This window comes from Psychrobacter sp. NC44 (assembly GCF_904846655.1).
GTDB lineage: Bacteria > Pseudomonadota > Gammaproteobacteria > Pseudomonadales > Moraxellaceae > Psychrobacter.
On sequence record NZ_CAJHBN010000002.1, the window covers coordinates 79,382 to 104,426 of the forward strand.

Sequence of the window (25,045 nt, forward strand, 5' to 3'; positions counted from 1 at the left end):
CCATTATTATTCAGCCATTTTTTATCAAAAGGAATTTATTATGAGCATGGTTATCTCTCGTTACTTGAATTGCCGTGAAAACCGTTTACCAACTTTGCAATCACAACACTTATTTGCACTCACTAAAGAAGTGCGTATCGAGCATGAGGGTGAAGAGTATCGACTACGTTTGACACGTAATAATCGCTTAATCCTGACTAAATAGATTAATATCATTGATCATCAATATTAGGGCGTGTCCTCATTTTAAAAATGGTGATAAAAATGAGATAAATTGCCGTCAAACAAGGAAAATAGCTGACTAATATCGAGATATTAGTCAGCTATTTGACGCCGTTCAGCAAGATTTAGCCATTTTAAACCCATTTAGATGACTATCGATTGAATTAAGGACACCCCCTAGCCTATCTATAAAAAAACGCCTTCATTCAAAGGCGTTTTTTATTGGATAAAACGATGCGATTTAGAACTGCCAACTGTAAACCACATCCACCGCGTTTTCTGCCGCTGAGGTTGCCTCTACATAAATACGTCGAGTTAACTGATAACGAATAGATAAGCTATTTTGAGCATTAAACACCCCTACTCCGTAGCGTATATACAAGTCAGGCGTCACGTAACCGGTGACGTTGACGTTGGTGTCTTCACTACTACCTGAGGCATCAACGGTCAAGCTCTGAAAACCAAAAATCTGACCGATTTGATTGGTTAGATTGCGCGTGCCACTCAGTCCAAAGCTTAAGCCCGCGGCGGCTAGGTTATTCGTCACTTGCGATTTAAAGCCTTGCTCACTGATTTGGGTGGCGCCCTTGTTATTAATTCGACCTGTCACCAAAGCATTCATCGCCTGCTGTTGGGTCAAACCTGCATTATTAAAGACAATAATATTGGGGCTTTCTGTATTGCCTTTGACACGCACACCTACCGTTTTACCACTGATCGTTTTAACCGCCTCAATACTGAGGTTAGGTTTCATCACATCACCGTTGAAGCGCACTTGTCCGTAGTTAAGCTCTAGGTTCTGACCAAAAGCGTTGATATTGGTACGACGTGATACTTGCACCACCCCTTTCGCACGCATGACACCCGTGCCATTTTGAGTGATATTAATCGCACCAGCTAAAGGAATAACGGCACCAAAACCACGGAAGTTGATATCATCACCCAAGTCGACACCGATATCCGCATTGATTGACCAAGGTTTCGATATTGCCAATACCTCATCAATATTGCCAATGAGACGACGATCAAGAACTACTGCATCCTCGGTTTGAGTAATGATATCTTCGCTGGCTTCTGGCGGACGAATGGTCGCTGACGGTACGCTGACCGCCCCTTTAATATCGACATAACGATCGCCTGGACGCACGATGATATCAATATCAGGATTGATTTCTGCCACTAACAATGGTGGCTGAGTAATCACCAAACGCTCGCCGCTGACGCTAAGCTTGGCTTGGAGTTTTTGTTGCCAATTAACTGTCCCAGTCAAAACCCCTTTACCCGTACCACTGCTAAAGGTTCCATCAATAGTCGCTTGCGTACCACGAATTTTGGCGTCAGTATTTACATTGGTTAAATTAATGGGCAAATCAAGCATCGCAATACGGCCATTAGCAAGTTTCACATCGCCATAGAATTGCGGCTTATCTAATGTACCGCCCAATCCTCCTGCCATCGTGACATTGCCCTCTAGCACTCGCATACCTGGGAAGAAAGGCTTGAATATCGCAAGGTTAAGCTCATTCAATACCAAAGCGCCCGAAATTGGCTTAGGTGTCTTATAAGGATCAACGACCACTTCAGCATAGCCCCGCGCACCGCCACCAGTGTTAATATCGGTACGTAGTTTGATGCCCTCAGGGACGGACAGTGCAATCAATGAGACCCGCTTATAAGGCAGAGTGACGGGTAAACTATCACCATCTTGAATCAAACCGATTTTGCCGTTGTCTGAATACAGTGTGGTATTAATCGTCGGTGGACGACCACGTTGCCAGCCAACAATCGCCTTACCATTAATTTTGCCATGCCAGTCGATATCTTTGGGTAAAAAGACCGATAGTAATGACGTATCTAGATTTTGTAAGGCGATATTCACCTCACCTTTATCAGGTGACGCGATTAAGTTTTCACGTAAGCACACCTTGCCCGTTTGATCGGTGGCCTGCCAGCAGTGCGCTGCCAACTGTACTTTTAAATCGGTAGTATTGCCATTTTGATTGTTGGGTAAATTAACAATTAACTGCGCTGGCTGTAACTGATTTAAGGTCGCATATTTGGATTGAACACGGCCCTTACCGATGACGCCAGACCAGCTTAGTTTATCCCGATTGAAGCCGCCTTTAAGCCTTGCGCCAATCGTAAGCTGCTCATTGGCAACGTCAAGATTGACTACATGCGCCTGCTCAGTACCATTAAAGGTTGCTTTAACGCTTTTAAAACTCTGTCCAGCTGCATCTAAGCCTTCAGCGGTGATAATAAGTTGACTTGGGCTGTTTGCCAAATTGACCAGCTTACCGCGCACGCGACCTTGGCGCAAAATAAAGCCCGGCAGCGCAATCCGCTCACCAACCAAATCGATATAAATAGTTGGCAGCGCTTGTCCTGTTGGCTGTGATAAGGTCGCACCGCCAGTGACTTTGCCAGCCAATTTATCTGACAACTGATCCAGACTGGTGATATTAATTTTGGTTTGTAATTGCTTAGCATTGCCATTAGCAGTGACATAATTATCACCCCAACGTAGCACTAAATTATCCGCGTTTAAGCTGTCTATCAAGGCATTTACTTGCTTATATTGCGCCTGTGCATCTTGCGTTTGTAGACGCTTGAAATAGCTTGCCAAATCTTTTGGCAGACGCATCTTCGCCGCTAAGCTACCCTTGGCACTAAGCGGTTGACCCTTTAGCATACCTCTTAAATCAATTTTTTTGATATTAATGATTTGCTGCGAGTCACTCCAGCGCCCATCCGTATCGATAGTACCGGTGATAAGGCTTGGGGTATCTTTGAGGAAATAACCAATATTAAAACGATCCATCACTGCGTCAATATCCCATGCAATGCCTTGACGTACATCAACCGTCCCTTTGGCGTCAATACTGCCTGCCGCGCCCACATGACGGAAACGCTTGATACGAATCAGCTGATCATCACCACTGGCATCAATGGTCAGCTTGCCCGCTGGCAATTGCTCAGCATCTAGCACTCCATCAAAATTCACCGCAAAACGTTGCAGTTTGCCTGCGGTATTGGCATTGTTTTTGGATGCCGTTTGCCACTCGCCGCTGGTCTTCAAGTCACCGGTAATAATCGCTGGATTGTTGGGCAGGAAATAACCCAAATTAAATTTATCGAAGCGGCCATTTATCGTCCAGCCGATATTTTTACGCAAATCGATGACGCCCTTGGCATTCACTTCGCCCGCTTCACCATTGTAATTAAGCTTACGAATACTGATAAACTTTGGCGTGCCAGCCGCATCAATAGATAGGCGTCCTTTTGGTACATCTGCAGTATCGACTTGCCCATTGAAGCGCGCATCGAACATAGACAGCTCGCCACCAACGATATCGACTTTGGCATCACCCGCACCCGTTATGCCAATAGCACGGCCATCTTGAGTCGCATCAAGTTGCGCCTGCAAGTCGGTATTTTTTAAATTAATAATATGACGCTGACCACTAACGCCACCTTTAGTAATAGTCAATAAACGACCACGCGCGCTGACACTACCGGTTAGGCGCTCAAGCGGCAAATCACTGCGATACTGTTTGGGTAATAATCCATTGGTACGCGCATCTATCTGCCATGTGAGCGGACGCTTTTTATTTGCCAATTGAATCTGCCCAGTACCTGATAAGTCGCCCACGACCCCTTTATAGTTCAGGCGATTGATGTCGATGACATCCCCAGCTTTGCGCACGCGCACATCATAGTTGCCTTTAGGAGCGGCATTCAATTCATTAATGACTGCATTGGCATCTACTGATAACCGTGAGCCACGAATGATGACATTCGCCTGTCCACGCGGACTATCAATATTACCGATATTAGGCACATCGCGGCGGATTAGGTTTTGCCATTTGGCATCGATATACCAAGGCGCTACCTGTGTCAACTTCGCTGACGTTTTGCCTTGGACGATATTAGCATTCACATGCTCGCCATCACGTTGACGCAAATCTGCATCAAGCTCTATGTTACCAGCGCTGTTTTGCTGCTGATAATGTAATGACAGTCGACCATTCAGCTTTTGCGGTGCATATGCTTTGAAATCAACATAGTCATTAGGAATAACGCGGCGAATATCAAAATTGCTACCTGTCGCTCGTACTTTTGCATCAAAACTGTCTTGCCAATCTAAAATACCTTGCAGAATTAAATTTCCAGCTGGCACCTGAGCATCTAAGCGATCAATACGTAACTGACTGTTTGCAATGACGGCGCGACCTTGATAGTGACCAGACGGAATGTCTTTAGCCGTCAGCTCAGTATTGATACGCAGACGTATTTCAGAGATAACCCCTGTCGCGGTAGCAGTACCACTTTTTAAACGAATTTTTTGGCTTTCAGCATAAGGGATCAAAATATCATCCCATTGCAATTTTGCCTGGAACGGCGAATCCTGATCTAAACCTTGTACAACAAAATCACCGCTCACATCGCTGTCATTGTAACGACTACGAACCTTACCAACCGTACGTTTTAGCGTCCCTGTTGCTGTGATATTCAATGGGTCAACATAGGCTTTTTCTAGCGCACTGACTTCTGCAATCGCGCTTAAATCTAGCGGATAGTCGCCTTGTAAATCAATTTCACCTTGTAAGGCACTGATTTTGACGATATCAGCATATTGTAAATCGCCGCGACCAACCGTTACCGTGCTACCGACCCATGTCAAATCACGGGCAACAATATCCTGCACAACGATGGGCTCTTTGGTCACTTGTTTATAAGTAATATTTTTTATTTTAGCGTGATCAAAGCGTAAGTTCACTGGTAGCTGTAACGTTTTATAATCGAACGGCTCACCCGTTGGTGGCTTGTTATTGATAATCTCAATGGTTTGTATGTCTGCATCACGCAGATGCACTTCTTTGGCAAATATGGCACGCCAGCCTATCTTGACGTAAGCTTTATCAACCAATACTTCAAGGTCTTCAGTCGCCTTGATATCGATATCAGTGACCCAGATACCATCACGTAAATTACCGCGACCATATTTAAAATCAATGCCCGTCTCAGCACTGACTTTCTCTAATATAAACTTCGTACCCGACTCTGTGCCCATTGCGTAAAAAAACACGGCAAACATGATGGCCAGCACAATTAAAATAAGCACCAGTAATTTGAGCAAAAATGACAGCGGATACCAACGTCTGACGGCACGAGCGTCTCGCTGTGCTGGATCTTCATCTGGGGCGTTATTAGGCGGGGTATTTTTTGTCAGCATGACACTCAACTACGTTAAAGAATGGTCACCGGCAATCGGCACGATAAATAAGAAATACAACGGATATTGCTAATAGCGCGTATTGAACCTGTCTCTATGTCACTAACGGAGACGACTTAATAATGTTCAATACGCGCTAAATGATGTCACTACTGGATTACATGGCTATAAAGGCGAGCCAATAAAGAAATGCAGTCTAACGGGTATGCTTTCTTCTGTCACGCCAGCAGCCACATCAACTCGTACCACACCGACTGGCGATGCCCAGCGGATACCAACACCGACGCCGACCTTTGTCTCAGTCTCGAAGTTTTTGTCGTAAGCATTACCCACATCAGTGAAGAATGCCCCACGGAATCCTGGTTTAAATTCATAGTTATACTCTGCACTACCAACCGCAAGCACTTGCCCACCAGTCAAATAGCCCTTGTCGAGCGGTGACAAGCTCTCATAGTCATAACCACGAATACTTTGATCGCCACCCGCAAAGAAGCGTAATTTATAAGGCACATCATAAAAATCATCTGCCCAGATGTAGCCTGTATTCAGACTGCCCAGCACTTGATGCTTTTGCTCATCGCCAAAACTATAAATGCCGCTGACACCCGCGCGAATGATTGCCATATTAGTGTCGCTAAGGGCTTTATCAGCTCCTGCTTCAAGCGAGTAATACTGACGCATACCGCGAGTCGGATTGGTCACACTGTCTACATCGGTTTTGTTCATACCATAACCGAATAGCAGCGCTTGCTGCTTAGGCTTAGATGAAGTAAAGCGAATAGGTAGATCGTCCAACTCTGTTTCATCGACCCCAGTCTCTAGCTCATCTAAACGGTAATTCACAGAGTAGCTGCGATTCCAGCCACTGTCACGGCGAATATTACGTGCCAATGCTGCTTTTAGCGTCGTAGTAGATAGGTCAAAGTTGCCTTCACCTTGGTCGATGACCTCTTCTTCATAGGTAAGACGCGCATCTAATTTATCGTTAAGTGGATGTTTCCAAGGTCGACTGGCATAAACAGCGACGTTTTTAGTAATTCTGGAAACTTCGGTCTCTGCACCAGCTTGGTAGCCTTTACGATTGAGCAAATTATAGTCTATTTTTGCCGTCGCTCGCACGCCCGTATCTGTGCCGTAACCAAGACCTACTTGGGCATCGCGCGGCTTACTTGAAGAGACAAAAACATACAACGGTACTTTTTTACTTTCTGCCACTTGTTGCGGGGTTTTTCGACCAGCCAGCGTTGGTGGTACAAAGTTTTCATCAGTGATTAAGCTTTCTTCATCAGGGAATATTTTTTGCGCAATATTACTGATGCCGTCGCTTATTTTACCCAAAAGATTGTCCGCTTCTTGGTCTTTTTCATCCAATACACGGTCATTTGGTAAGCGGCTCAAACGCTCTGCTTTTTGTTTGATAGCTTGTAGTTTATCAAGTGTAGCTGCATCAGCTTCAAAATCGATCGCCGCAATGTCGGCGGGATTGACTGTTTCACCGCTATTAGCAGTCGTATTACCCTCACTCTCTGCGTTATTTTCATCACCATCATCAGCGTTATTGTCTTGATTAACACGGCTACTATTAGAAGCAGCTGAGCTTTCAGCACCATTATTACCCGCAATGTCTAAGGCGCCATCACTATTAATATCGTCGTCGAGTGTGCCGCTATTATTGGTAGGCGTGTTATCAAAAGCCAAAGTACTGGCTTCACTGCGTTCATCTGGCGGCAATATCGACTCAACGTTGACCGTATTAAAATAACGAGTCGCTGATAAGTCATTGCTAAACTCGGTCACCGCTGGACGATAAAAAGGATCGCCGGGCTTAAAGTCGAACAACTGTTGTAATAGTGGCAACTCAACAGGTAGCTTGTCAGGATCTTGGGTTAAGGTGTTGGTTTCTTCATCGTATGTAAAAAACACAACGTCATCAAACTCATAACGATCACCAGTGTTGTAGACCAGCGATACATCTGCTGTATTATCTGGCAAGATAATATCGACGGATTTGTTGAGCCAATATTGATCAAAATAGCCATAAGTATTACTCAGCGACTCAAGGGCCGCCTTGCTATCTTTATAAACACGGTGATTGAAGATATCGCCTACTTGTGGCGGCAAGTCTTTTTCAAGTGCTATATATTCTGGTTGTTCACTGCCTTCACCGCGAATCTCAACAATACGGCTGTCCACACGTACCGGCTCGCCCAGCTCTTCGATAATGACATCGATCGTGTCAGCATTGCGCTGACGTAGGCGTAACGTAATATCATAGTAACCCACTGCTTGGGCTGCCTCTAATGCTGTTTGGCGCAGGCGTGGCAAGGCGGCCGTAAAGTCGGTAACTGACTGAACCGTCGTATCATCAAGGGCAGCCTTGATGTTTTTCATGGGCTGAACGTCATTATCCGCTTTGGTGAGCTTTGGCTTACCATTGACAGTACCTTCAGCGGTCGCTTGCCGTAGATAAATTGTAGTATCTACATGTGGTAATGCCATCACACCTGCATTGAATAAACGGTTATAAAGGCGTTTCACGATATTGCCTTTATTACGCGCCATTGGCTTGGGCTTACTAGCTTGTTCGATACTCTGGTTTATTCCCTGAGAGTCCGCTTGATAGTCTGGCAAGTAGTCATCAGGGTTGATGATATCTGACGTTGTACCATCTTCATTGGTCTCATCACTGGCGTTGGCAACAATCTCATTATCGAAAGTACCGGTTCCATCCACGCGCCCACTACTGACAGAGTCGCTAACATCGATCGGACGCGACATAACTTCAGCCGTCTGTGCACTTTCAGCAGCGCTCTCATTCCTACCTAATGTCTCAAGATTGTTAGGAGCTGGCAGATTGGTCGCATCCAAATCCACATCTAAACCAATAGGCGGGGTTGTATCATCTAATGTAGCAATTGGCGCGTCAAAATCTCGATCGTTATTGCTGATATCATTATTATTGTTACTGTAATTGTTATAGTTAACGTTGGTACTATTATTGATGTCATCAATATCTTTGGCATTCTGCATGTCCATCGCAGCCAGCTCACGATCAATCTCTTCAGGCGTCATCATCTGATAACCCTGCTGCTGTATGGCTGCGGCTTGTTGCAACAAGTCATCATTGGCGTTATTGGAAAGATCGAGCTGAGCATTATTTGCGCCAGCCATATTATCCATGGCATTTGCCTGAGAATTGGCCATACCCTGAGACTGAGCAGCTGGTTTTTTAGCGCTTTTATCTTGAGCATCAGACTTTTTAATGCCTAGGCTTTGTTCGCTGTACTCATCCAATACTGACTGATCGATAATGCCCTGCTCTACTGCCTTTTTTAGGCGCAATGCATCCAAAGCGATATCGAGCTGAGTATCATCATCTGACAGTGTGGTCGATTGAGTGCTGGTTGATTGACTGTTTGATTGATCGACAGCTATTTGATTGCTCGTAGGTTGTTTAGGAGAACTGACATTATTTGTGGTATCAGCCAATGCAGCAGGTGCCATACCGAAACCCACCAGGCTGGTCGCTAGCGCAGTGAAAAGTGCTGAGCGCGTAAAATGAATGCGCGGCGCATTGCCATGAGTTGCCATAGCTGCTGCACGACGTGTTTTTTGAAAACGGTCACTCTGAAAATCTTGAATTTCAATATCCTCTCGAACATTATCCGTATCACACTGCATCATCGATACATTGCGCGCAAGCGTTGAAGGCTGGTGTTTCATGTGTATTTCCTATCACCTCACGCGGCACAATATTATGAACGATAACAATCGCCTAGTCTTACCGGTGAATAAACTTATAGCAGTTGGCTGAATTATGGTTTACTGTCTTGCTTTGGATAATGACCGTTTATAACGCAAACCTTGGTGTCAGATTAGCACCATGTTTTTATCAAAAAATAGACATGCGTGAGTGGTAGCAAGCCTTTGCCATTACTCACACCTCGCGACGCAACCATGCAAAATTTACAAATCATAACTTAGATAATTATGAAATCATAGCGTCGAGCGCATGTATTTTTACCAAAGCCTTGCTATTATACGGCTTAATATTGATAAAACCTATGCTATATTTCGATAAGTTTTTGATACTGTTAATAATTATATCGATAATTACTTTCACTTTAAAAGCGGTATTCAGCGCTTTTCTTTGATCTAGCAACCGCGACCCGTCTGTAGGAATGTTCATGGCCAATCAGTTTCAATTATTTAAGCACCGCCGTTTTAGCGCCATGTTTTTTACCCAGTTTTTGGGCGCGTTTAATGACAATATTTTTAAGCAAGCGCTCATACTGGTTTTGACTTACACCGCTGCGAGTCAGTTGGGCATGGAAGTCAGTATTTTGAATAACTTGGCCGCGATGTTGTTTATTTTGCCTTATTTTTTGTTTTCTGCGCTGGCAGGACAAATCGCGGATAAATTCGAAAAATCAAAACTCACACGATTGATTAAGCTGCTTGAGTTCGTAATTATGGTGATTGCGGCAGTAGGGTTCGTGTTTGAATGGTATGCATTGTTATTTGTTGCGTTGTTTCTCATGGGTACTCAATCTACTTTTTTCGGGCCTATTAAATACGCCTACTTACCACAAGCGATGAAAGAAGATGAATTGGTTGGTGCTAATGGTTTGTTTCAAATGGGAACATCGTTAGCGATCTTGCTCGGTATGATTATCGCGGGTGTTTTAACTCAGATAGCGCAGCCGCTCTATTGGATAAGTGTGACCGTATTGGTCATCGCCGTATTGGGTTATTTTGTCGCACGATTGATACCCCACATGCCAGCGATGCAGCCAAACCTAAAAATCAACTGGAACATTGTGACCACTAGTGTGGCGACGGTGCGCTACTTATATTCATTGCCTTTTTTGTTCTTTGTCATCCTTGGTAATAGCTGGTTTTGGTTTTATGGCGCGACGTTTTTGACCCAAACGCCAGAATTCAGCAAGGTCATCTTACATGGTGATGAATCAGTGGTTATTTTCCTATTAACCTTGTTTTCTGTTGGTGTGTCGATTGGCTCATTATTATGCAAATCACTAACCAAAAACCAAGTCAGCTTACGTCTTTTGCCCTTTGGTATCGCCGGCTTAAGTATTTTTGCGATTGACTTATACTTTTCGCTGTCAGGATTGAATATTAACGTTACTAGTGAGGCGTTACTTGGTATTAGCGATTTATTTGGGATGAGTGGCAGCTGGCGCGTGTTTGCTGATTTATTCTTTTTGGGCTTTAGCGGCGGTTTATACATCGTACCGTTGTATGCCTCTATGCAAGCCTATGCACCCAAGAGCCACCGCGCGCGCGTCGTTGGTGCCAACAATATCTTTAACGCGATATTTATGGTCACCTCAGCGATTTTCTCTATCGTGATCTTGAACGCTTTGGGATTCAATTTACCTCAGTTATTTTTGGTGACAGGACTCATAAACATTGCCTTCGGTGCCTTTTTATACAGTAAACTCAATAAACATATTAAAAATGCGGTCATCCAAACGCATGATGAAGTGGCTCCATAAGTAAGATTGACATGCTGCTATAGCAATCGGTGTGTTATCAAATGGATAATATTGGTGCTGATAATTTAGATTGTTTGCTATAGTAATGTCTATGCGTTAATCACTATCATTATTTTAGAAAAACAGACAATGTTTTTAGAAGAACAGATAAGTTTAATTTTTTGATCGTATTTAAGCCATCAGGAGTGAATCATGGCCCTGCGTCCCTTATCCAAAGTCGACCAATTATTACTTGGGGTCGATAAGGCATTACGAGCTGTCGTACCACATTCAAACCCTAGCACTCGTCCACTACCAGTCAGCAGTGACGAGATTCCTGAGCTCACTATCACCGAGGCGCGACATGTCGCAGGATTGATGCGTATCAATCATACTGGTGAAGTATGCGCGCAAGGTCTGTATCATGGTCAAGCATTTGCCGCCAAAGACAGTGGCGTCAAGCAAGCCATGCAGCAATCAGCCGAAGAAGAGGTCGATCATTTGGTCTGGTGCGAGACGCGATTAAACGAGCTTGGCAGTCATGCCAGTGTCTTTACGCCATTATGGTATGGCATGTCTTTCGGTCTTGGCGCAGTCGCGGGTGCCATCTCTAATGAATTTAGTTTGGGATTCGTCGCAGAGACAGAAGCTCAAGTCAGCGAACATTTACAAGACCATATCACCCAATTACCAGAGCACGATAAACGCTCAAAAGAGATACTGGCACAAATGGATATTGAAGAGTTGCATCATCGTGAGCTAGCATTAGCAAATGGCGGCGCAGCGTTATCACCACCTGTACGTCATACTATGCGCTGGATGGCCAATCGCATGAAAGCCACGGCATATCACTTGTAATTGCCATCTTTGATAGCAGATTTTGAGCGATAGGTTGTGATGGTAAGTTCGTTGTGAGGGTAATTACAGTGCGCTTTATTATTGATATTGCTTTCATTTACCCTGCTGTCGCTGGCATGACGTACACGCTATCGCGTTACTATTAACAATCCTACTACTGATAGCGCTCAGTTGAATTTGTTAGGGTATTAAAAATTTGTATGATTTTGCCGCAAAGACATGAGCTAATAACCATTCAATTGCTAAATAACAACTAAATAAATTAAGGTAACGATTTTTATGAAAGCCATCAACCAATCGACTCTCTCTGCCCGTTCGTCTAGCAAGTCGCCTAAACTGGCAACTCTGACAGCACTGGCAACAGCTTGTGCCATGCTATTATCAGCGCCTGTCAATGCAGCAGAAACCAATGCGGCAACAGATGCTGCAAAGACCGATACTACTGCCACATCGGTGCCTAGTGCCATGGATTCTAGCAAACGTGTGATTCGCCTTGCTCGACCGACTGCGGCTAGTACAGCACAAGAGGGTACTTTACCGACTGCGGCGGTGACAGCCAATACTCAACCAACTGACCTTCAAAGCACTAGCGTTCCACAAAGTGCTCCTTTACCAAATAATGCTCAGCCGTATCGTGCGCCAATGAGTACATTGCAACCACAAGATGTTGTACCAGCACCAAAAATACCTGAGTTCACTGGCACCACTCGAGTTTATGAGCCTGGTCCTTTGACCGCTACTGGTGTCGACCTGCGTAGTGGTCAGCTTGCCAATATACCAACGCCGCAAGTGCAATTGTCAGACGTAAGCTTTGTACCGACCGTGTTGATTCCTCAGCAAAACGGTAATAACAACGATCAGCTAGATGTGAGCTTGCTTGATGATTTCATCGAAGACGTATCACCTAATGCCCGTCATTACCCACCAAACTTCCCTAACCGCTCACAGCGCCATTATACGCGTGAAAAAATCAAAGTATTGGCTGAATGGATACAGCCTTATGCTGAATCACCAAATGCCTCTTATGATGTACTGATTCGTGCTGCTAAACTTAATGGCATGGGACGTAACTTAGATTTGGGGTCAGACTATACGATACGTGGTGGAAAATATGTTGACCGTGCCATTAAACTGCAACCTGATAGCGGCGAAGCCAACTTCTTATATGGCATGATGTTGTCAGAAGGCGGCGGCTTCAAAGAAGGTCAAAAATACCTAGACCGCGCAGTGTCTCTTGGCTATACCGAAGCAGAGCAAAGCTTGGCACAGTCAGACTTGTTAAGTGATCGCCGCGATAACGCACTAGAGCGCTTACGTCGTCTTGAACAGAAAAACCCTAACAATGACATCATTCGTCAGCAAATCAAACTTATTGAAGAGGGTAAATTCTACATTTGGGATATACCTGCGCCTGACATCAATGTTAAGCCTAGTGCTTAACATTGATTAGGTGTTTAAATGTCATTAAGTAAGTTCACCAAATACTATGATTGCTCCATAAGCTAGATTGACTCGACTAAGCCCCTGACTTTATATGGAAATTACTTCAATATAGAGTCAGGGGCTTTTTTATGTCTAGCAAAACTCCATTGAACCCAACTTGCTGTCTACCTTAATTAAATGCGTGTTCGATTCGATTATCCAAGTTTAAACCGTATTTTTGAAATTTAAATAAAATAGTTTAATGCGAAAAGTTACGCTACACTTCTTCTTATAAATTACTGACTCAATCATGCTTTTACGACTAACTGGACTCACCTATGACTTTCGCTAGCCCTATCAAAAATATGGTGACGCATGCTAAGAAAACCCCATTTTCGATCACATCAGTCGCCTTGATAGCCGCGGTAGCATTACTACCTGCGTGCAGTACGGTATCAGTGAATAAGCAAGCGTCAGCGAAGACGATTACTGCGCAGCGCGGTAATATCGTCACCACCAAAAAACTCAGCAGTGACACGGCATCAGCGCTCTTATCGGCAGGGCTCAATGAGCAAGCCTGTATGCAGCAGTTTGATTTATGCCTCACTCAGCTTACTGACAGTATTTTGAATGAACACTACCGTCCTGCTTTGGCAGTTTTTGCAGAGTTACACTACGCAAAAGCGCGACAGCTTTCTGCCTCTCAAGACTGCCGCAATGCGCTGGCTCGCCCGCCACTTGATCCTTATTATGCCAACGCACCTTTAGAAGATACAGAAGCTAAAGTCCAGCAAGAAAACACCAATCGCTGTCTAACAGGTTATCAAGAGCGGCTATTCGATGCTATCAAATCCAGTTATACCTATTTATTTTATGACAGTTTGACGCATGATTTTGAGGGCGCAGATCAAGATAAAAGTCCCTCTCAGGCACAGAACCGTATTCCAAATGACACCGATATTCAAACCCAAGACATCTATAATGCCGCCAGTAATGATGTGATAACCCAGCTTTATAGATCAACCAACGGCTCAAATAAATTGATGGGCGGCACCAAAGTAGATTATTTGCCCACATCCGCTAGTAATCTTAATGACAGTAGCCAAGCCGCGATTGCCAATTATTCACCGCTCAAAGGTAAACCTACTGATCAAGTCAACGTCATGAAAATACAAATTGATGATTATGATCTTGGTGTTTATTTGCCTAATGAAAATAACTATTTGCAAAATGCACATAAGCAGACCTCTGCACTAGCAGACTTGGTTTCCACTTACGAATTACGCCTCTCTGGGCTTAACTCAATTAGCAAACGTCCAGGCTTAGGTATCAGCTTGGTGGCCTCACTAGATGACCGTTATACCACCACGATTCGCCAATTATTAGTGTCATCATTGTCAGGTCGATTGGCCAATGAGAAAGATGGAGACACAGATGAGAGCAAGCCAAGTTCGCGTATCTACCCTACTGGACATTTGCTATTAACAGGATTGATTGAACCAAGCGGCGATAGCGTATTGGATGTACTAAGCAGTCGCAAGCTCGATATTCATTTATACAACCCATACCAAAGCGAAAGCGTCAATATCCTTAATAGTGACTATCCACTGGCGGCTAACTTTTCTGCAGGTTATGGCTTGTGGCTGTCAGAGAACCAACTGGATGGCGTCGGTTATCTCAATTTAATCACTCGCCAGCCAGAGGCCAGACTGCCCAAATTATTCATGCTTGAGCCTTATGATCCCAATAAGCGCGTCCTGATTATGCTGCATGGTTTGGCTTCTAGCCCTGCCACTTGGGTCAATTTAACCAACGATATTCTCAACGACGATAAGTTGCGTGATAACTATCAAGTGTGGCAGATATTCTATCCAACCAATTTGCCCATTTTAGAAAACCGTTATCAAATACAACAGTTAATCAACAGCACCTACCAGCAAACTGATCCTAAAGGACAAAATCGTGCCAGCAAAAACAGCGTGATTATCAGTCATAGTATGGGTGCCATTATCGCCCGCATGATGCTATCTGATGAAAACTTGGTCGATGACCTAGATCGATTAGACGATCAAAATGTGCTGTCTGATAGTGAAAAACGTAAGATTCGTGACGCACTTAAAGCATCATTTGGCGAAGATCAGCTAAAAGAACGCTTTGAGCTAAAAGCCTTACCACAAGTAGATACGGCTGTCTTTTTATCAGCGCCTTTTCGCGGAACTGACTATGCAGATCGCTGGTTCACTCGGGCACTGCGCCGTATTGTCTATTTGCCAGTCGGTTTGGTAAAAACTGTCACGGACAATTTAGCAACTATTGCCACGCAGGGTGATTTGGCACAAAATTCTTTGGGTGCATTATATTTACAAAATGGCGCAAGTCAACTGAGCGACAAATCCTCTTTTATACAGCTGACGAAAGACATCACCATCAATGATCGTGTGACCTATCACTCTATCATTGCCAATAATGATGCCGACATTACCAAAGGACTGGCGCAAATGCAGCCAGCTGGTGCAAAGGTTGATTTGTCACAAGCAGTAGAAGAAGACATTGAAAATGAAACAGTCGGTACCAGTAGCCCTTCTGATAGCTCAAAGCTCTCTGCCCAACCACTGGTTGCAGCCGTCACTGTCAATGAAGATATCAGCCAGGCACTAACTGAACGTTTATCAGATGGTATTGTTCCTTATACCAGCGCTCATCTCGATGGCGCGGCTTCTGAGACGATTATCAGCGGTGGTCATAGCATTCAAACTAACCCGCAAACTATTTTGACATTACGCCAGATTTTACATAAACAATTGCAGGAATAATGATTGCTTATGTCATATAGCACTGCACTGGTCTTTGCACTTTAAAATTAAGAGTAAAGCAGATGGCTTTGCAACTTTGTACTCTGTTGGATATTTGTGCCTATACTAGGACAAAAATAAAACATTACTGTTATTAAGGTAAACTTGATAACACCTTGTTTTCCCAAGCGATTAGTCTGATATATCTGGGTTTATCTCAGCAGTTTTTAATGACTATCAGGTATGCGACCAATCTGTTGCGCAGCTTGCGTGTGTATCGAGGGAAGCGCATAATATATTGACAGCACCTGACAGTAATGTATTAATTTATAGGGATATAAATTACTTAATTCAGCTAAACAGTCGTTAGCTTAGCCGCACTCTATCCCTAAGATTGCTCGCTAATCAACACTGAGCCATTGCCCGTACTATTTTTTACCTTAATCTATAGACGATTGCGGGCAGTTACTTGAGCGTTTTATGGAAGCCAGCGCTATTCAGCTAACAGATAAGGGTAACCGTTTATGTTCGCTACGTTTATGATTGACCAGCTCGATGCGCTGATGCTCGCGCGTATCCAATTCGCTTTTGTTATCTCGTTTCATATTGTCTTTCCCGCCTTTTCTATCGGACTTGCCAGCTGGTTAACGGTGCTTGAATTCCGTTGGCTCAAAACAGGCGAGCCAATTTATGCTGAAGTTTATAAACACTGGGTCAAGATATTTGCCGTTGTTTTCGGCTTAGGCGTGGTATCCGGTGTAGTAATGTCCTACCAGTTCGGTACTAACTGGGCGGTCTTTTCTGACAAAGCCGGTAACGTCTTGGGCCCCCTACTCGCCTACGAAGTATTGACCGCGTTTTTCTTAGAAGCGTCTTTTTTAGGTATTATGCTGTTTGGTTGGGGGCGCGTGAGCAAACGTATGCACTTTGCTTCCACTGCCATTGTCGCCATTGGTACACTGATTTCAGGCTTTTGGATTTTAGCCGCCAACAGCTTTATGCAGACGCCGCAAGGCTTTATGATGGGCGCAGATGGTCTTTTATATCCTACCAACTGGCTTGAGATCATCTTTAGCCCTTCATTCCCTTACCGCTATGCTCATATGATGACAGCGGCATTCTTGACAACTGCCTTTGTCATTGGCGGGGTTGGTGCTTATTATATTCAATCTAAAAAGCATACTGAACATCGCCAGCACGGTCGTGTCATGCTAGGTATGGCCATGATTATGGCCATATTTATCGCACCCGCTCAAGTATTAATTGGCGATGAGCATGGTCTAAATACTTTAGAGCATCAGCCAGCCAAAGTCGCAGCGATGGAAGGTATTTGGGAGGATGAGCGCGGCGCAGCGTTACGCTTATTCGCTATTCCTGACCAAGAAAACCAAACCAATAAATATGAAATAAGCATCCCCTATGTTTCAGGCTTGATTCTTACCCATTCGTTAGATGGCGAAGTAAAAGGCCTAAAAAACTGGGCACCTGAAGACCAACCACCGGTGATGATTGTATTCTGGGCATTTCGCATCATGGTTGGTATTGGCATGTTAATGGTGCTGGTCGGCTTATTTAGTCTCTATAAATACTTTAAAAAACAACAATATAACCCCGAAAGTGTCTGGTTCCACCGTGCTTGGATGATGATGACGCCACTTGGCTTTATCGCATTACTGGCGGGCTGGTTTGTGACCGAGACAGGTCGTCAACCATGGACTGTATATGGTGTGATACGCACCGCAGAAAGCATGTCACCGCTCGCAGCACAGCAAGTGGCAACTACGTTGATTGGTTTTATTGTCCTCTATATATTTGTCTTCGGTGCAGGCAGTTTTTATATTCTACGCTTGATCGCTCAGGGGCCAAAACCGTACGAAGACCCTGCTGATGATAATTTCTATGAGCACTCAGTGACCGAAAGCCAAGGTCGTGCGCTCAGTGGCGATAGCAATCCTGCTAAGAGTACTGAAGAAGATATAGATACTCCTGCAAACGACGTCGATGATGGAGGGTTACGCTAATGTTTAACTACGGTGATGTATTAGACTTACCTTTAATTTGGGGCGGACTGATCGCTCTATCCGTCTTTATCTATGTATTGCTTGATGGCTTTGATTTGGGCTGTGGCATTTTGTTTCCCTTTGCTGGCTCAGATAAAAACCGTAGCCGCATTATGAACTCTATTGCCCCGTTTTGGGATGGTAACGAGACTTGGCTAGTATTGGGCGGTGGCGGCTTGTTCGCTGCTTTCCCAGTGGCTTATGGCATCATTATGACGGGGCTTTATCTGCCTGTTACTTTTATGCTATTCGGTCTAATAATGCGCGGTGTGGCATTTGAATTTCGCTTCAAAGCATCGTCACGTCGTCACGTATGGGACACTTTCTTTTTTGTTGGTTCAGTCGTTGCTACATTCTCTCAAGGTATTATGCTTGGGGCGCTTGTACAAGGTCTTGAGGCAAGCAACCGTCTCTATACTGGTGGGCCATTTGACTGGCTCACACCTTTCTCGATCGTCTGCGGCTTTGCCATGATTATTGGTTATGCCTTGCTTGGCTCTACATGGCTCATTATCAAAACTGAGCATACCCTACAAGTCTGGGCACGCAAAGTGTCTGGCTGGATGCTATCTGCTTTGGTAGTGGCAATGATCGTCGTCACAGCGTTTATGTATTTTTCAGACATTAATGCCCTCGAAGGCTGGTTTGGCTTCCCAGGTCTATTATATCTAGCGCCAATGCCAATTATAGTTTTACTATTATTTTTCTTGATGCGTAAAGACTTAAGTGGCAAGCGCGAATATCGTCCTTTCTTATTGACTGTGGCACTGTTTTTGATGGGCTATATCGGGGTTTGTTTCGCCATGTTCCCATACATCGTACCGTATCAGATGACGATTTATGAGGCAGCCGCAGCTGACACCTCACTATCTTTTATGTTAGTTGGTGCCGTCATAATGCTACCGATTATCCTGAGTTATACCGCTTTTGCCTATTACACCTTTAAGGGTAAAACTGGACATGAGCATATGTACTAAGGGTAAACAAAGGATATAAAAATGTGGCTACTGCAAATATGAGCAGTGGCTACACTTTTTAAAGCGCATTAACACGTAGTAGGAGGCGAGCATGAAGAAGCTCAGTAAGAAACAGTCACAATGGGCATGGTTCATTGGGCTATATATAGCAGGGTTTGCAGTTATTTTTACGATTGCTCAATTGATCAAGTTGGCTATGGGCATCTAGCAATCATTTGCAGCCCACTTAGCCATGGCTATATCACATAAAAAAGCAGCGCCGATTCATCGACGCTGCTTTTTTATGTGATTACTTATATAAGATTAATAAGAATTAGGCATCTTAATCTAAGCCCTTTATTATAAATCCCATAGTCTAAACGCCATAATCTAAGCGCCTTTATGGTGATCAACACCATTGCTTTTGATAAATTCATTTACCTGCGCTAAGCGTTCAGGCGTGCCCACATCTATCCAATTATCAGAAATTATTTCAGCCGTGATTTGGAACTTTATCATCGCTTGCTTGAGCAATGGTGCCAACGCCGCTGGCTGACCTGATATCAGCCCATCGACCAATCGTGGTGACATCACACTAATGCCAGCAAAGGTGTATTTGTCTGCATCACCAATCGGCTGCTCGCTGGCTAAACCATTATTGATCGCAAAATCACCGCCGTTATTATGCTCTGGATTGTCAATCAATAACAGATGTGCGCGCTGATCTGCGCCAAGCTTATAATCTCGCAACTGCGCAAAATCATAGGTCGTCCATACATCTGAGTTCACTAAGATAAATGGCTCGTCGCGCAGCTTGCCAGTTTGTAACGCTTGAAAAATACCACCTGCGGTCTCTAGAGGCTCATCATCCTCTACTGACCAATGCAATTTAACACCGTATTGACTGCCATCACCCAGTGTATCCATCAGCTTATCAGCCAGCCATGACGCATTAATGGTGATATCAGTGATACCAGCTGCTTGTAGCGCTTTAATGTGCCAGACGATAAGCGGCTGTCCACCCACCTCTACCAGAGGTTTGGGCGTATCAAGTGTTAACGGACGCAGACGCGTGCCCTTACCAGCAGCCAAAATCATTGCTTGGGTAATCATTGCTCGGTCAATCTCAGACATGTGCGCTCCTTTTTTTATTTTATGGGATTATACATTCAGATTAAAACTTGCTAATGTTTTAACGTCACTTATCAAATGAGCATTACTTATCAGATGAGCATTCGCGTCAAATAAAGCTCGCAAGTGCTTCGTTCTAAATATATTGCTGTACGAACTTACTTTGATAAGCTGGCAGTATATTATCCCTGAGACTCTCATTAAACGGCGCTACTGCTTGTTGCATATGCGGTCTACCGTGCGCCTCTAACCATTCTAACTCGAACATTAAATCACGCATCACCTTAGGAATATCCGCCAAATAGCGGTCTTTACCATCTCTCTCAGACAAGCGAATAAAAATTCCCAACACTTTTAGATGGCGCTGCACGCCCATGACATTTATATCGTTTTCGAGCTGCTCTATGCTATCTGCCGTAGTCAAGCCTGCCTGCTTTTGCAACTGCCAAAAATCATTAATCCATGCAGAGACTTGGCTCTCTGGCCATTCTACATAAGCATCTCGCAGCAATGACACCAAATCATAAGTATAAGAGCCGATGACGGCGTCTTGAAAGTCAATCACGCCTAAGCGCGAGCGATCCGCTTGGTCCTGCATCAAATTGCGACTGTGATAATCACGATGGACGATGACTTGTGGTTGCTGCAAAATCTCTTTTATTAAGGCTTCTTTTAAAGTATTCCATAATGCTTTATCAAGCTCGACACCGATATAAGGTATAAACCAATCGCTGAATAAATCCATCTCACGATCTAATAACTCGGTATCATAATCTGGCAGTTGATGTTGCGACTTGGCTGTTTCAACTGGCACGGTCTGTAGCGCGACCAACGTCTGCATTGCCAACTGATAATGCTCATCTATCTGCGCAGGCGTCGCATCAACGAGCAGATGGGCGAACTCTACCGCACCAAAATCCTGTAACACCAAAAATCCTTTCGTCACGTCTTGCGCGATGAGCGTCGGCACATTGATCGCCGGTGCCATCAGCTTAGTCACATTGATAAACTGGCGCATGGCGTCTTGTTCGTCCGCTGAATCCATGACAATATAATGTGCGACTGTCGTGTCATTACTGTCTGACAGCTGGATTCTATGGTATTGGCGAGCACTTGCGTCACCGGGTAGACTATCGAGTTGGAACGTTTGACCAGCAAATACTTGCTGCAACCAGCTCTCTAATTGTTGTAGACGGCTATTGAGTTTGGTATCGATCATATTAGGCTCTAAAAGTATTTTATCAGTCATAATGGGCATCGCAGGTTAAATATAAGTCATAAACAATTAAAGTAGTGATAAGTCAGGCAAAACCTTGTTAAAATAGCAACGTCTTGAGCCAAAAAAACTGCGATAGCAGGCGTATTGGGATATCATTCGACATCTAGCGCTGAGCATAACCTCAGCAACCATTCAAAAAACAGCTTGGCTATATTATAAATTTTGGTAAATAGTGTAGCTGATTTGGTTTTTTTTGACTATGATTAGTCGTCATTATATGTAAAACAGCCAAATTCTTAAGATAGCATTATCAATCAGTGATTTTTTAGTCGTTTATTAACCGCCATACATGATTAATAATATGGTTACTAAATTCAGTATCGCAATTCAATAGGCTCTGCAATCATAGGTGTGCCCTTGTTATATTCTCCGCTTTACCAAAGCATCCGTTTGATCTTATTTGGTGCCTTAGGCTTGTCCAGCCTAACCGTTAGTGCTGCGCCCAGCAATGCTGACACACAGCAAACTGAGTCGCTAATCACTGACAGTAGCACCCGCTATATCTCTGATGTTACACCTGATGCCAATCGCAGTAGCGTCCAAAAAGACAGCGACTATAATGATATCCGCTATCAAAATAGCAATAATCAAAAGACTGACTTTCAGCGTAATACGTCTCAAAAGGCTGCTACTGATGACAATGCGTCAGACAATAGTTTTGACAATACTTTTAATGAAAGCGCTTTTAATGAAAGCACCTTCAACGACAGCATCTCTAATGAGAATGCTACTAATGAAAGTCCTTTAGACAACCGCCCTCTAGAAATTACCGCCATCAACGAGAGTGATGATAAAGGTTTTGTACCAGCATCAGATACGATTGCGACCACTCAGAACAATAGCACTGCCCAGCTTGCTGAAACCACTGCACCTAAAGCCGCACAGAAGACTGGTAAAGTTGATGTGAGTGATGAAAGTATTCAAGATAGTCTGATGCGTTTAGCAGAATTTTATGAGCTGACACCTGATACAGATGCCTCAACGTTAAACAATGGTGATAATGCTAACCAAAATGTCATTCAAAACGAGCTAACACCTACCCCGCAAACCATTCCAAAAGTGGGTAAAAACTTACAGTTATTACCGAATGCTGTAGATAGCGCCCAACGCTGCGAAGGTCAATGGGTTTATCCAAAGAGCAACCCCAACTATCAACGCGCGGTCAATGAGGCAGGAGCAACCAATGGGCAGCCTGCGCCAAACTTAAATGGTCTCCCGAATAATCAAGCGCCGCTGTTTTCAGAATCAGATTATGGTTATTATGACAATGTCGACTATGCAGAGCTGTCGGGCAATGTCATCATCAATCAGGGTACCCAGCAGATAGAAGCAGAAAAAGTCTTGTTAGATTTGAGCAATGGCGTTGCCGCCGCTCAAGGCAAAGTCATGTTTACTGACCAAGCGACAGGTCAGCAAGTATTACGCAGCAACGCACTAGATAGCAATGCAACAAACCGCTCATCGAATAACCCCCAAGCCAATTTCACTGAGAAAGCATCAAAAGACGGGCTTATTGGGGTCGCCGATAGTTTAAATTATAATACTGAAACTGGACAGTCGACAGCCAATGATGTGGCTTTTGCTAGTGTAGAACTGCAAGCTCATGGTTATGCCAAGCGCTTGAACAGACCGAATGACAGTCAATATGAGCTAGATGACGTCATGTTTAGTACCTGTCCACCAACCAATCGTAAATGGCAGTTTGATGCCAAAAGCATTGATTTGGATACCGATACAGGTCGCGGCGAAGCCTATAACACTACTTTCCGTATCGCTGACGTGCCTGTGTTCTATTTGCCTTATTTCAACTTCCCGATTGATAATCGTCGCACCAGTGGTTTTTTATTGCCGAATGCCAGTATCAGTAGTGAAAGCGGTCTTGAGGTTGATATACCCTACTATTTCAATTTGGCACCCAATTATGATGCCACGCTCAATACCCATATTTATACCGATCGTAATCCTATGGTGTCAGGCGAGTTTCGCTATCTGACCGAAAGTTATGGCGAAGGTATTTTTAATGGTTCATATTTGCCTAATGACAAAGAGTACAATGACGAAGACCGCTCTAGCTTCTTTTATGATCATTATTGGTCATCTAAGAGCATTCCACGCTTAAGCGGTGATGCAAAATACAGCTATGTGTCAGATTCAGATTACCTCAATGATTTTGACACGCTGGGTCTATCAGACAGCACCATAAACTTACCACGCCGTGCGCGTGTCAATTATTATAATGACTATGTTGATGGTGAATTAAAGGTAGAAACCTTTCAAACTCTAGACGCTTTTACCAGTAATGGTAAACCCTTAGAAGACAAAGATAAACCTTATTCAAGATTGCCGCAGCTCAAGCTCGATTATCGACTGCCTTGGGCGAAGAGCTTCGATATCACTGGTGTACATGATTCCGCTTATTTCAAAAAATCCATCGACGATGGCTCTGAGAATGAAAAAAGTGGCGGGCGAATTTATAATAAACTCAGCGCCGTTTATCCAATGGAAAAATCTTGGGGTTATATCAAGCCCAAACTGAGCTTACAACATCTCTATACTTCTTATGACGAGGACAGCTTAGCCGACAACCAGTTGAGTGATAAAGACGGTAGCCAGTCGGTATTTGTACCTCAAGCCAGTATCGATGCAGGTCTGAATTTCTATCAAGCAGGCTCGCCTTTTGGCGCATTCGACGATACCATGGGTGGCTATCGCTTGCTAAGCCCACGATTGAAATACACCTACTCGCCATATGAAGACCAAAACGATATTCCGAACTTTAATACGCGTATTGCCTCTATTAACTATGAACAGCTGTTTTCTGACAGTTGGTTCTTAGGGCATGATCGCTTGCAAGATTTGCATTCGATTACTCCTGGTATCAATTATCGTTACATCGACGCAACGGGTGTGACACGTTTTGATGGTAGCATTGCAGAGCAGTTTTATATCGATAATGGACGTGTTACGCTTGATGATCAGCAACCTGTCTTCACCTCTTCATCTTCAGGGATGGTTTGGGATACCAGCACGCAACCTTACAACAACTTTTGGGTTGATGTTAGTGGCGCACTGACCAATGATTATGATTTAAATTATATTACGACTGAGCTGCGTTATCAGCCGTCTGACAACAGCTTGTTTAATGTTGGATTTGTCAAACGTCAACGTGATGAAAACACCGATCAGCTGCCACTCTCTGCTTTTACCGCATCGGCTGTCTTTCCAATCAATAACAGCTGGCGAATCTTGGCTCAAGGTCAATACGATTACAATCGTGATAAAGTCCTTGATTCGTTGGTCGGCGTTGATTACGAAGATTGCTGCTTTGGTTTTGCAGTTTATGGTCGTCGTTACTATAATGACTTAAATGTCAAAGACAAACCAACGCAAGCTATTATGGCAGAGATTAGATTGAATGGTTTGGGTAGTGGTAGCAGCCGCCTGACTCGCTTACTCTCTGATAAAATCTTGGGCTTTGAACCTGTCCAGACTGCTTGGAAAGATTAAGACCGTGCTTGTATAAATATTTTTGCTATATATTTCATAACCCTGTTTGTAACCCTATTATGGTCAATCCTGTCTAATATTTGA

Annotated in this window: 13 protein-coding genes; 9 read left to right on the forward strand and 4 right to left on the reverse strand. The window is 44.0% G+C overall.

Annotation, left to right across the window (positions count from 1 at the left end):
* Positions 1-46: 46 nt before the first annotated feature.
* Positions 47-205: a hemin uptake protein HemP gene (gene hemP / locus JMX95_RS01695; RefSeq protein WP_227672156.1), complete on the forward strand. Its 159-nt coding sequence runs from the start codon at positions 47-49 to the stop codon at positions 203-205.
* Positions 206-463: 258 nt separating this feature from the next.
* Here hemP and JMX95_RS01700 read toward each other — a convergent pair whose 3' ends face one another.
* Together JMX95_RS01700 and JMX95_RS01705 are read right to left on the reverse strand one after the other, a co-directional pair.
* Positions 464-5,458, reverse strand: coding sequence for a translocation/assembly module TamB domain-containing protein (locus tag JMX95_RS01700; RefSeq protein ID WP_201559858.1), 4,995 nt, complete (start codon positions 5,456-5,458; stop codon positions 464-466).
* A gap of 165 nt (positions 5,459-5,623) precedes the next feature.
* The gene (locus JMX95_RS01705) at positions 5,624-9,181 is read right to left on the reverse strand and encodes an autotransporter assembly complex protein TamA (RefSeq protein WP_201559859.1); all 3,558 of its coding nucleotides are present in this window, start codon (positions 9,179-9,181) and stop codon (positions 5,624-5,626) included.
* A gap of 464 nt (positions 9,182-9,645) precedes the next feature.
* Here JMX95_RS01705 and JMX95_RS01710 point away from each other — a divergent pair, with 464 nt between their 5' ends.
* From JMX95_RS01710 to JMX95_RS13810, 7 genes are all read left to right on the forward strand, one after another.
* Complete coding sequence (locus JMX95_RS01710; protein ID WP_201559860.1) at positions 9,646-10,977, forward strand: MFS transporter; 1,332 nt, start codon at positions 9,646-9,648, stop codon at positions 10,975-10,977.
* Positions 10,978-11,175: 198 nt separating this feature from the next.
* Complete coding sequence (coq7, locus tag JMX95_RS01715; RefSeq protein ID WP_201559974.1) at positions 11,176-11,814, forward strand: 2-polyprenyl-3-methyl-6-methoxy-1,4-benzoquinone monooxygenase; 639 nt, start codon at positions 11,176-11,178, stop codon at positions 11,812-11,814.
* 279 nt (positions 11,815-12,093) lie between these two features.
* A complete protein-coding gene (locus JMX95_RS01720) occupies positions 12,094-13,254 on the forward strand; it encodes a tetratricopeptide repeat protein (protein ID WP_201559861.1) in 1,161 nt (386 codons plus the stop codon).
* Positions 13,255-13,574: 320 nt separating this feature from the next.
* Positions 13,575-16,049 carry an esterase/lipase family protein gene (locus JMX95_RS01725; protein ID WP_201559862.1) on the forward strand — a complete coding sequence of 825 codons (2,475 nt, stop codon included), beginning with the start codon at positions 13,575-13,577 and terminating at the stop codon, positions 16,047-16,049.
* Between the two features lie 503 nt (positions 16,050-16,552).
* Entirely contained in the window at positions 16,553-18,049 is a 1,497-nt protein-coding gene (locus JMX95_RS01730; RefSeq protein ID WP_227675926.1) for a cytochrome ubiquinol oxidase subunit I, read from the forward strand.
* Positions 18,049-19,065 carry a cytochrome d ubiquinol oxidase subunit II gene (gene cydB, locus JMX95_RS01735; protein WP_201559863.1) on the forward strand — a complete coding sequence of 339 codons (1,017 nt, stop codon included), beginning with the start codon at positions 18,049-18,051 and terminating at the stop codon, positions 19,063-19,065. The genes JMX95_RS01730 and cydB overlap by 1 nt, the downstream gene beginning before the upstream one ends.
* A 91-nt stretch (positions 19,066-19,156) precedes the next feature.
* Positions 19,157-19,273: a DUF2474 domain-containing protein gene (locus tag JMX95_RS13810; RefSeq protein WP_372815413.1), complete on the forward strand. Its 117-nt coding sequence runs from the start codon at positions 19,157-19,159 to the stop codon at positions 19,271-19,273.
* Between the two features lie 161 nt (positions 19,274-19,434).
* Here the strand turns inward: JMX95_RS13810 and murU are convergent, their stop codons facing one another.
* Both murU and JMX95_RS01745 read right to left on the reverse strand, forming a co-directional pair.
* Positions 19,435-20,178, reverse strand: a complete 744-nt coding sequence (gene murU / locus JMX95_RS01740; protein WP_320157774.1) for an N-acetylmuramate alpha-1-phosphate uridylyltransferase MurU — start codon at positions 20,176-20,178, stop codon at positions 19,435-19,437.
* A gap of 133 nt (positions 20,179-20,311) precedes the next feature.
* Positions 20,312-21,424, reverse strand: a complete 1,113-nt coding sequence (locus JMX95_RS01745; protein ID WP_227675927.1) for an aminoglycoside phosphotransferase family protein — start codon at positions 21,422-21,424, stop codon at positions 20,312-20,314.
* 963 nt (positions 21,425-22,387) lie between these two features.
* On the opposite strand from JMX95_RS01745, the gene JMX95_RS01750 reads away from it, so the two are divergent.
* The gene (locus JMX95_RS01750; RefSeq protein ID WP_413786812.1) at positions 22,388-24,961 is read left to right on the forward strand and encodes an LPS-assembly protein LptD; all 2,574 of its coding nucleotides are present in this window, start codon (positions 22,388-22,390) and stop codon (positions 24,959-24,961) included.
* Positions 24,962-25,045 lie beyond the last annotated feature (84 nt).

What these genes read in the sequence shown, in the direction of transcription:
- hemP (WP_227672156.1), top strand. Translation starts at nt 47, where the DNA reads ATGGTTATCTCTCGTTACTTGAATTGCCGTGAAAACCGTTTACCAACT.
- JMX95_RS01700 (WP_201559858.1), bottom strand. Translation starts at nt 5,458, where the DNA reads ATGCTGACAAAAAATACCCCGCCTAATAACGCCCCAGATGAAGATCCA.
- JMX95_RS01705 (WP_201559859.1), bottom strand. Translation starts at nt 9,181, where the DNA reads ATGAAACACCAGCCTTCAACGCTTGCGCGCAATGTATCGATGATGCAG.
- JMX95_RS01710 (WP_201559860.1), top strand. Translation starts at nt 9,646, where the DNA reads ATGGCCAATCAGTTTCAATTATTTAAGCACCGCCGTTTTAGCGCCATG.
- JMX95_RS01720 (WP_201559861.1), top strand. Translation starts at nt 12,094, where the DNA reads ATGAAAGCCATCAACCAATCGACTCTCTCTGCCCGTTCGTCTAGCAAG.
- JMX95_RS01725 (WP_201559862.1), top strand. Translation starts at nt 13,575, where the DNA reads ATGACTTTCGCTAGCCCTATCAAAAATATGGTGACGCATGCTAAGAAA.
- JMX95_RS01730 (WP_227675926.1), top strand. Translation starts at nt 16,553, where the DNA reads ATGTTCGCTACGTTTATGATTGACCAGCTCGATGCGCTGATGCTCGCG.
- cydB (WP_201559863.1), top strand. Translation starts at nt 18,049, where the DNA reads ATGTTTAACTACGGTGATGTATTAGACTTACCTTTAATTTGGGGCGGA.
- JMX95_RS13810 (WP_372815413.1), top strand. Translation starts at nt 19,157, where the DNA reads ATGAAGAAGCTCAGTAAGAAACAGTCACAATGGGCATGGTTCATTGGG.
- murU (WP_320157774.1), bottom strand. Translation starts at nt 20,178, where the DNA reads ATGTCTGAGATTGACCGAGCAATGATTACCCAAGCAATGATTTTGGCT.
- JMX95_RS01745 (WP_227675927.1), bottom strand. Translation starts at nt 21,424, where the DNA reads ATGACTGATAAAATACTTTTAGAGCCTAATATGATCGATACCAAACTC.
- JMX95_RS01750 (WP_413786812.1), top strand. Translation starts at nt 22,388, where the DNA reads ATGCGTTTAGCAGAATTTTATGAGCTGACACCTGATACAGATGCCTCA.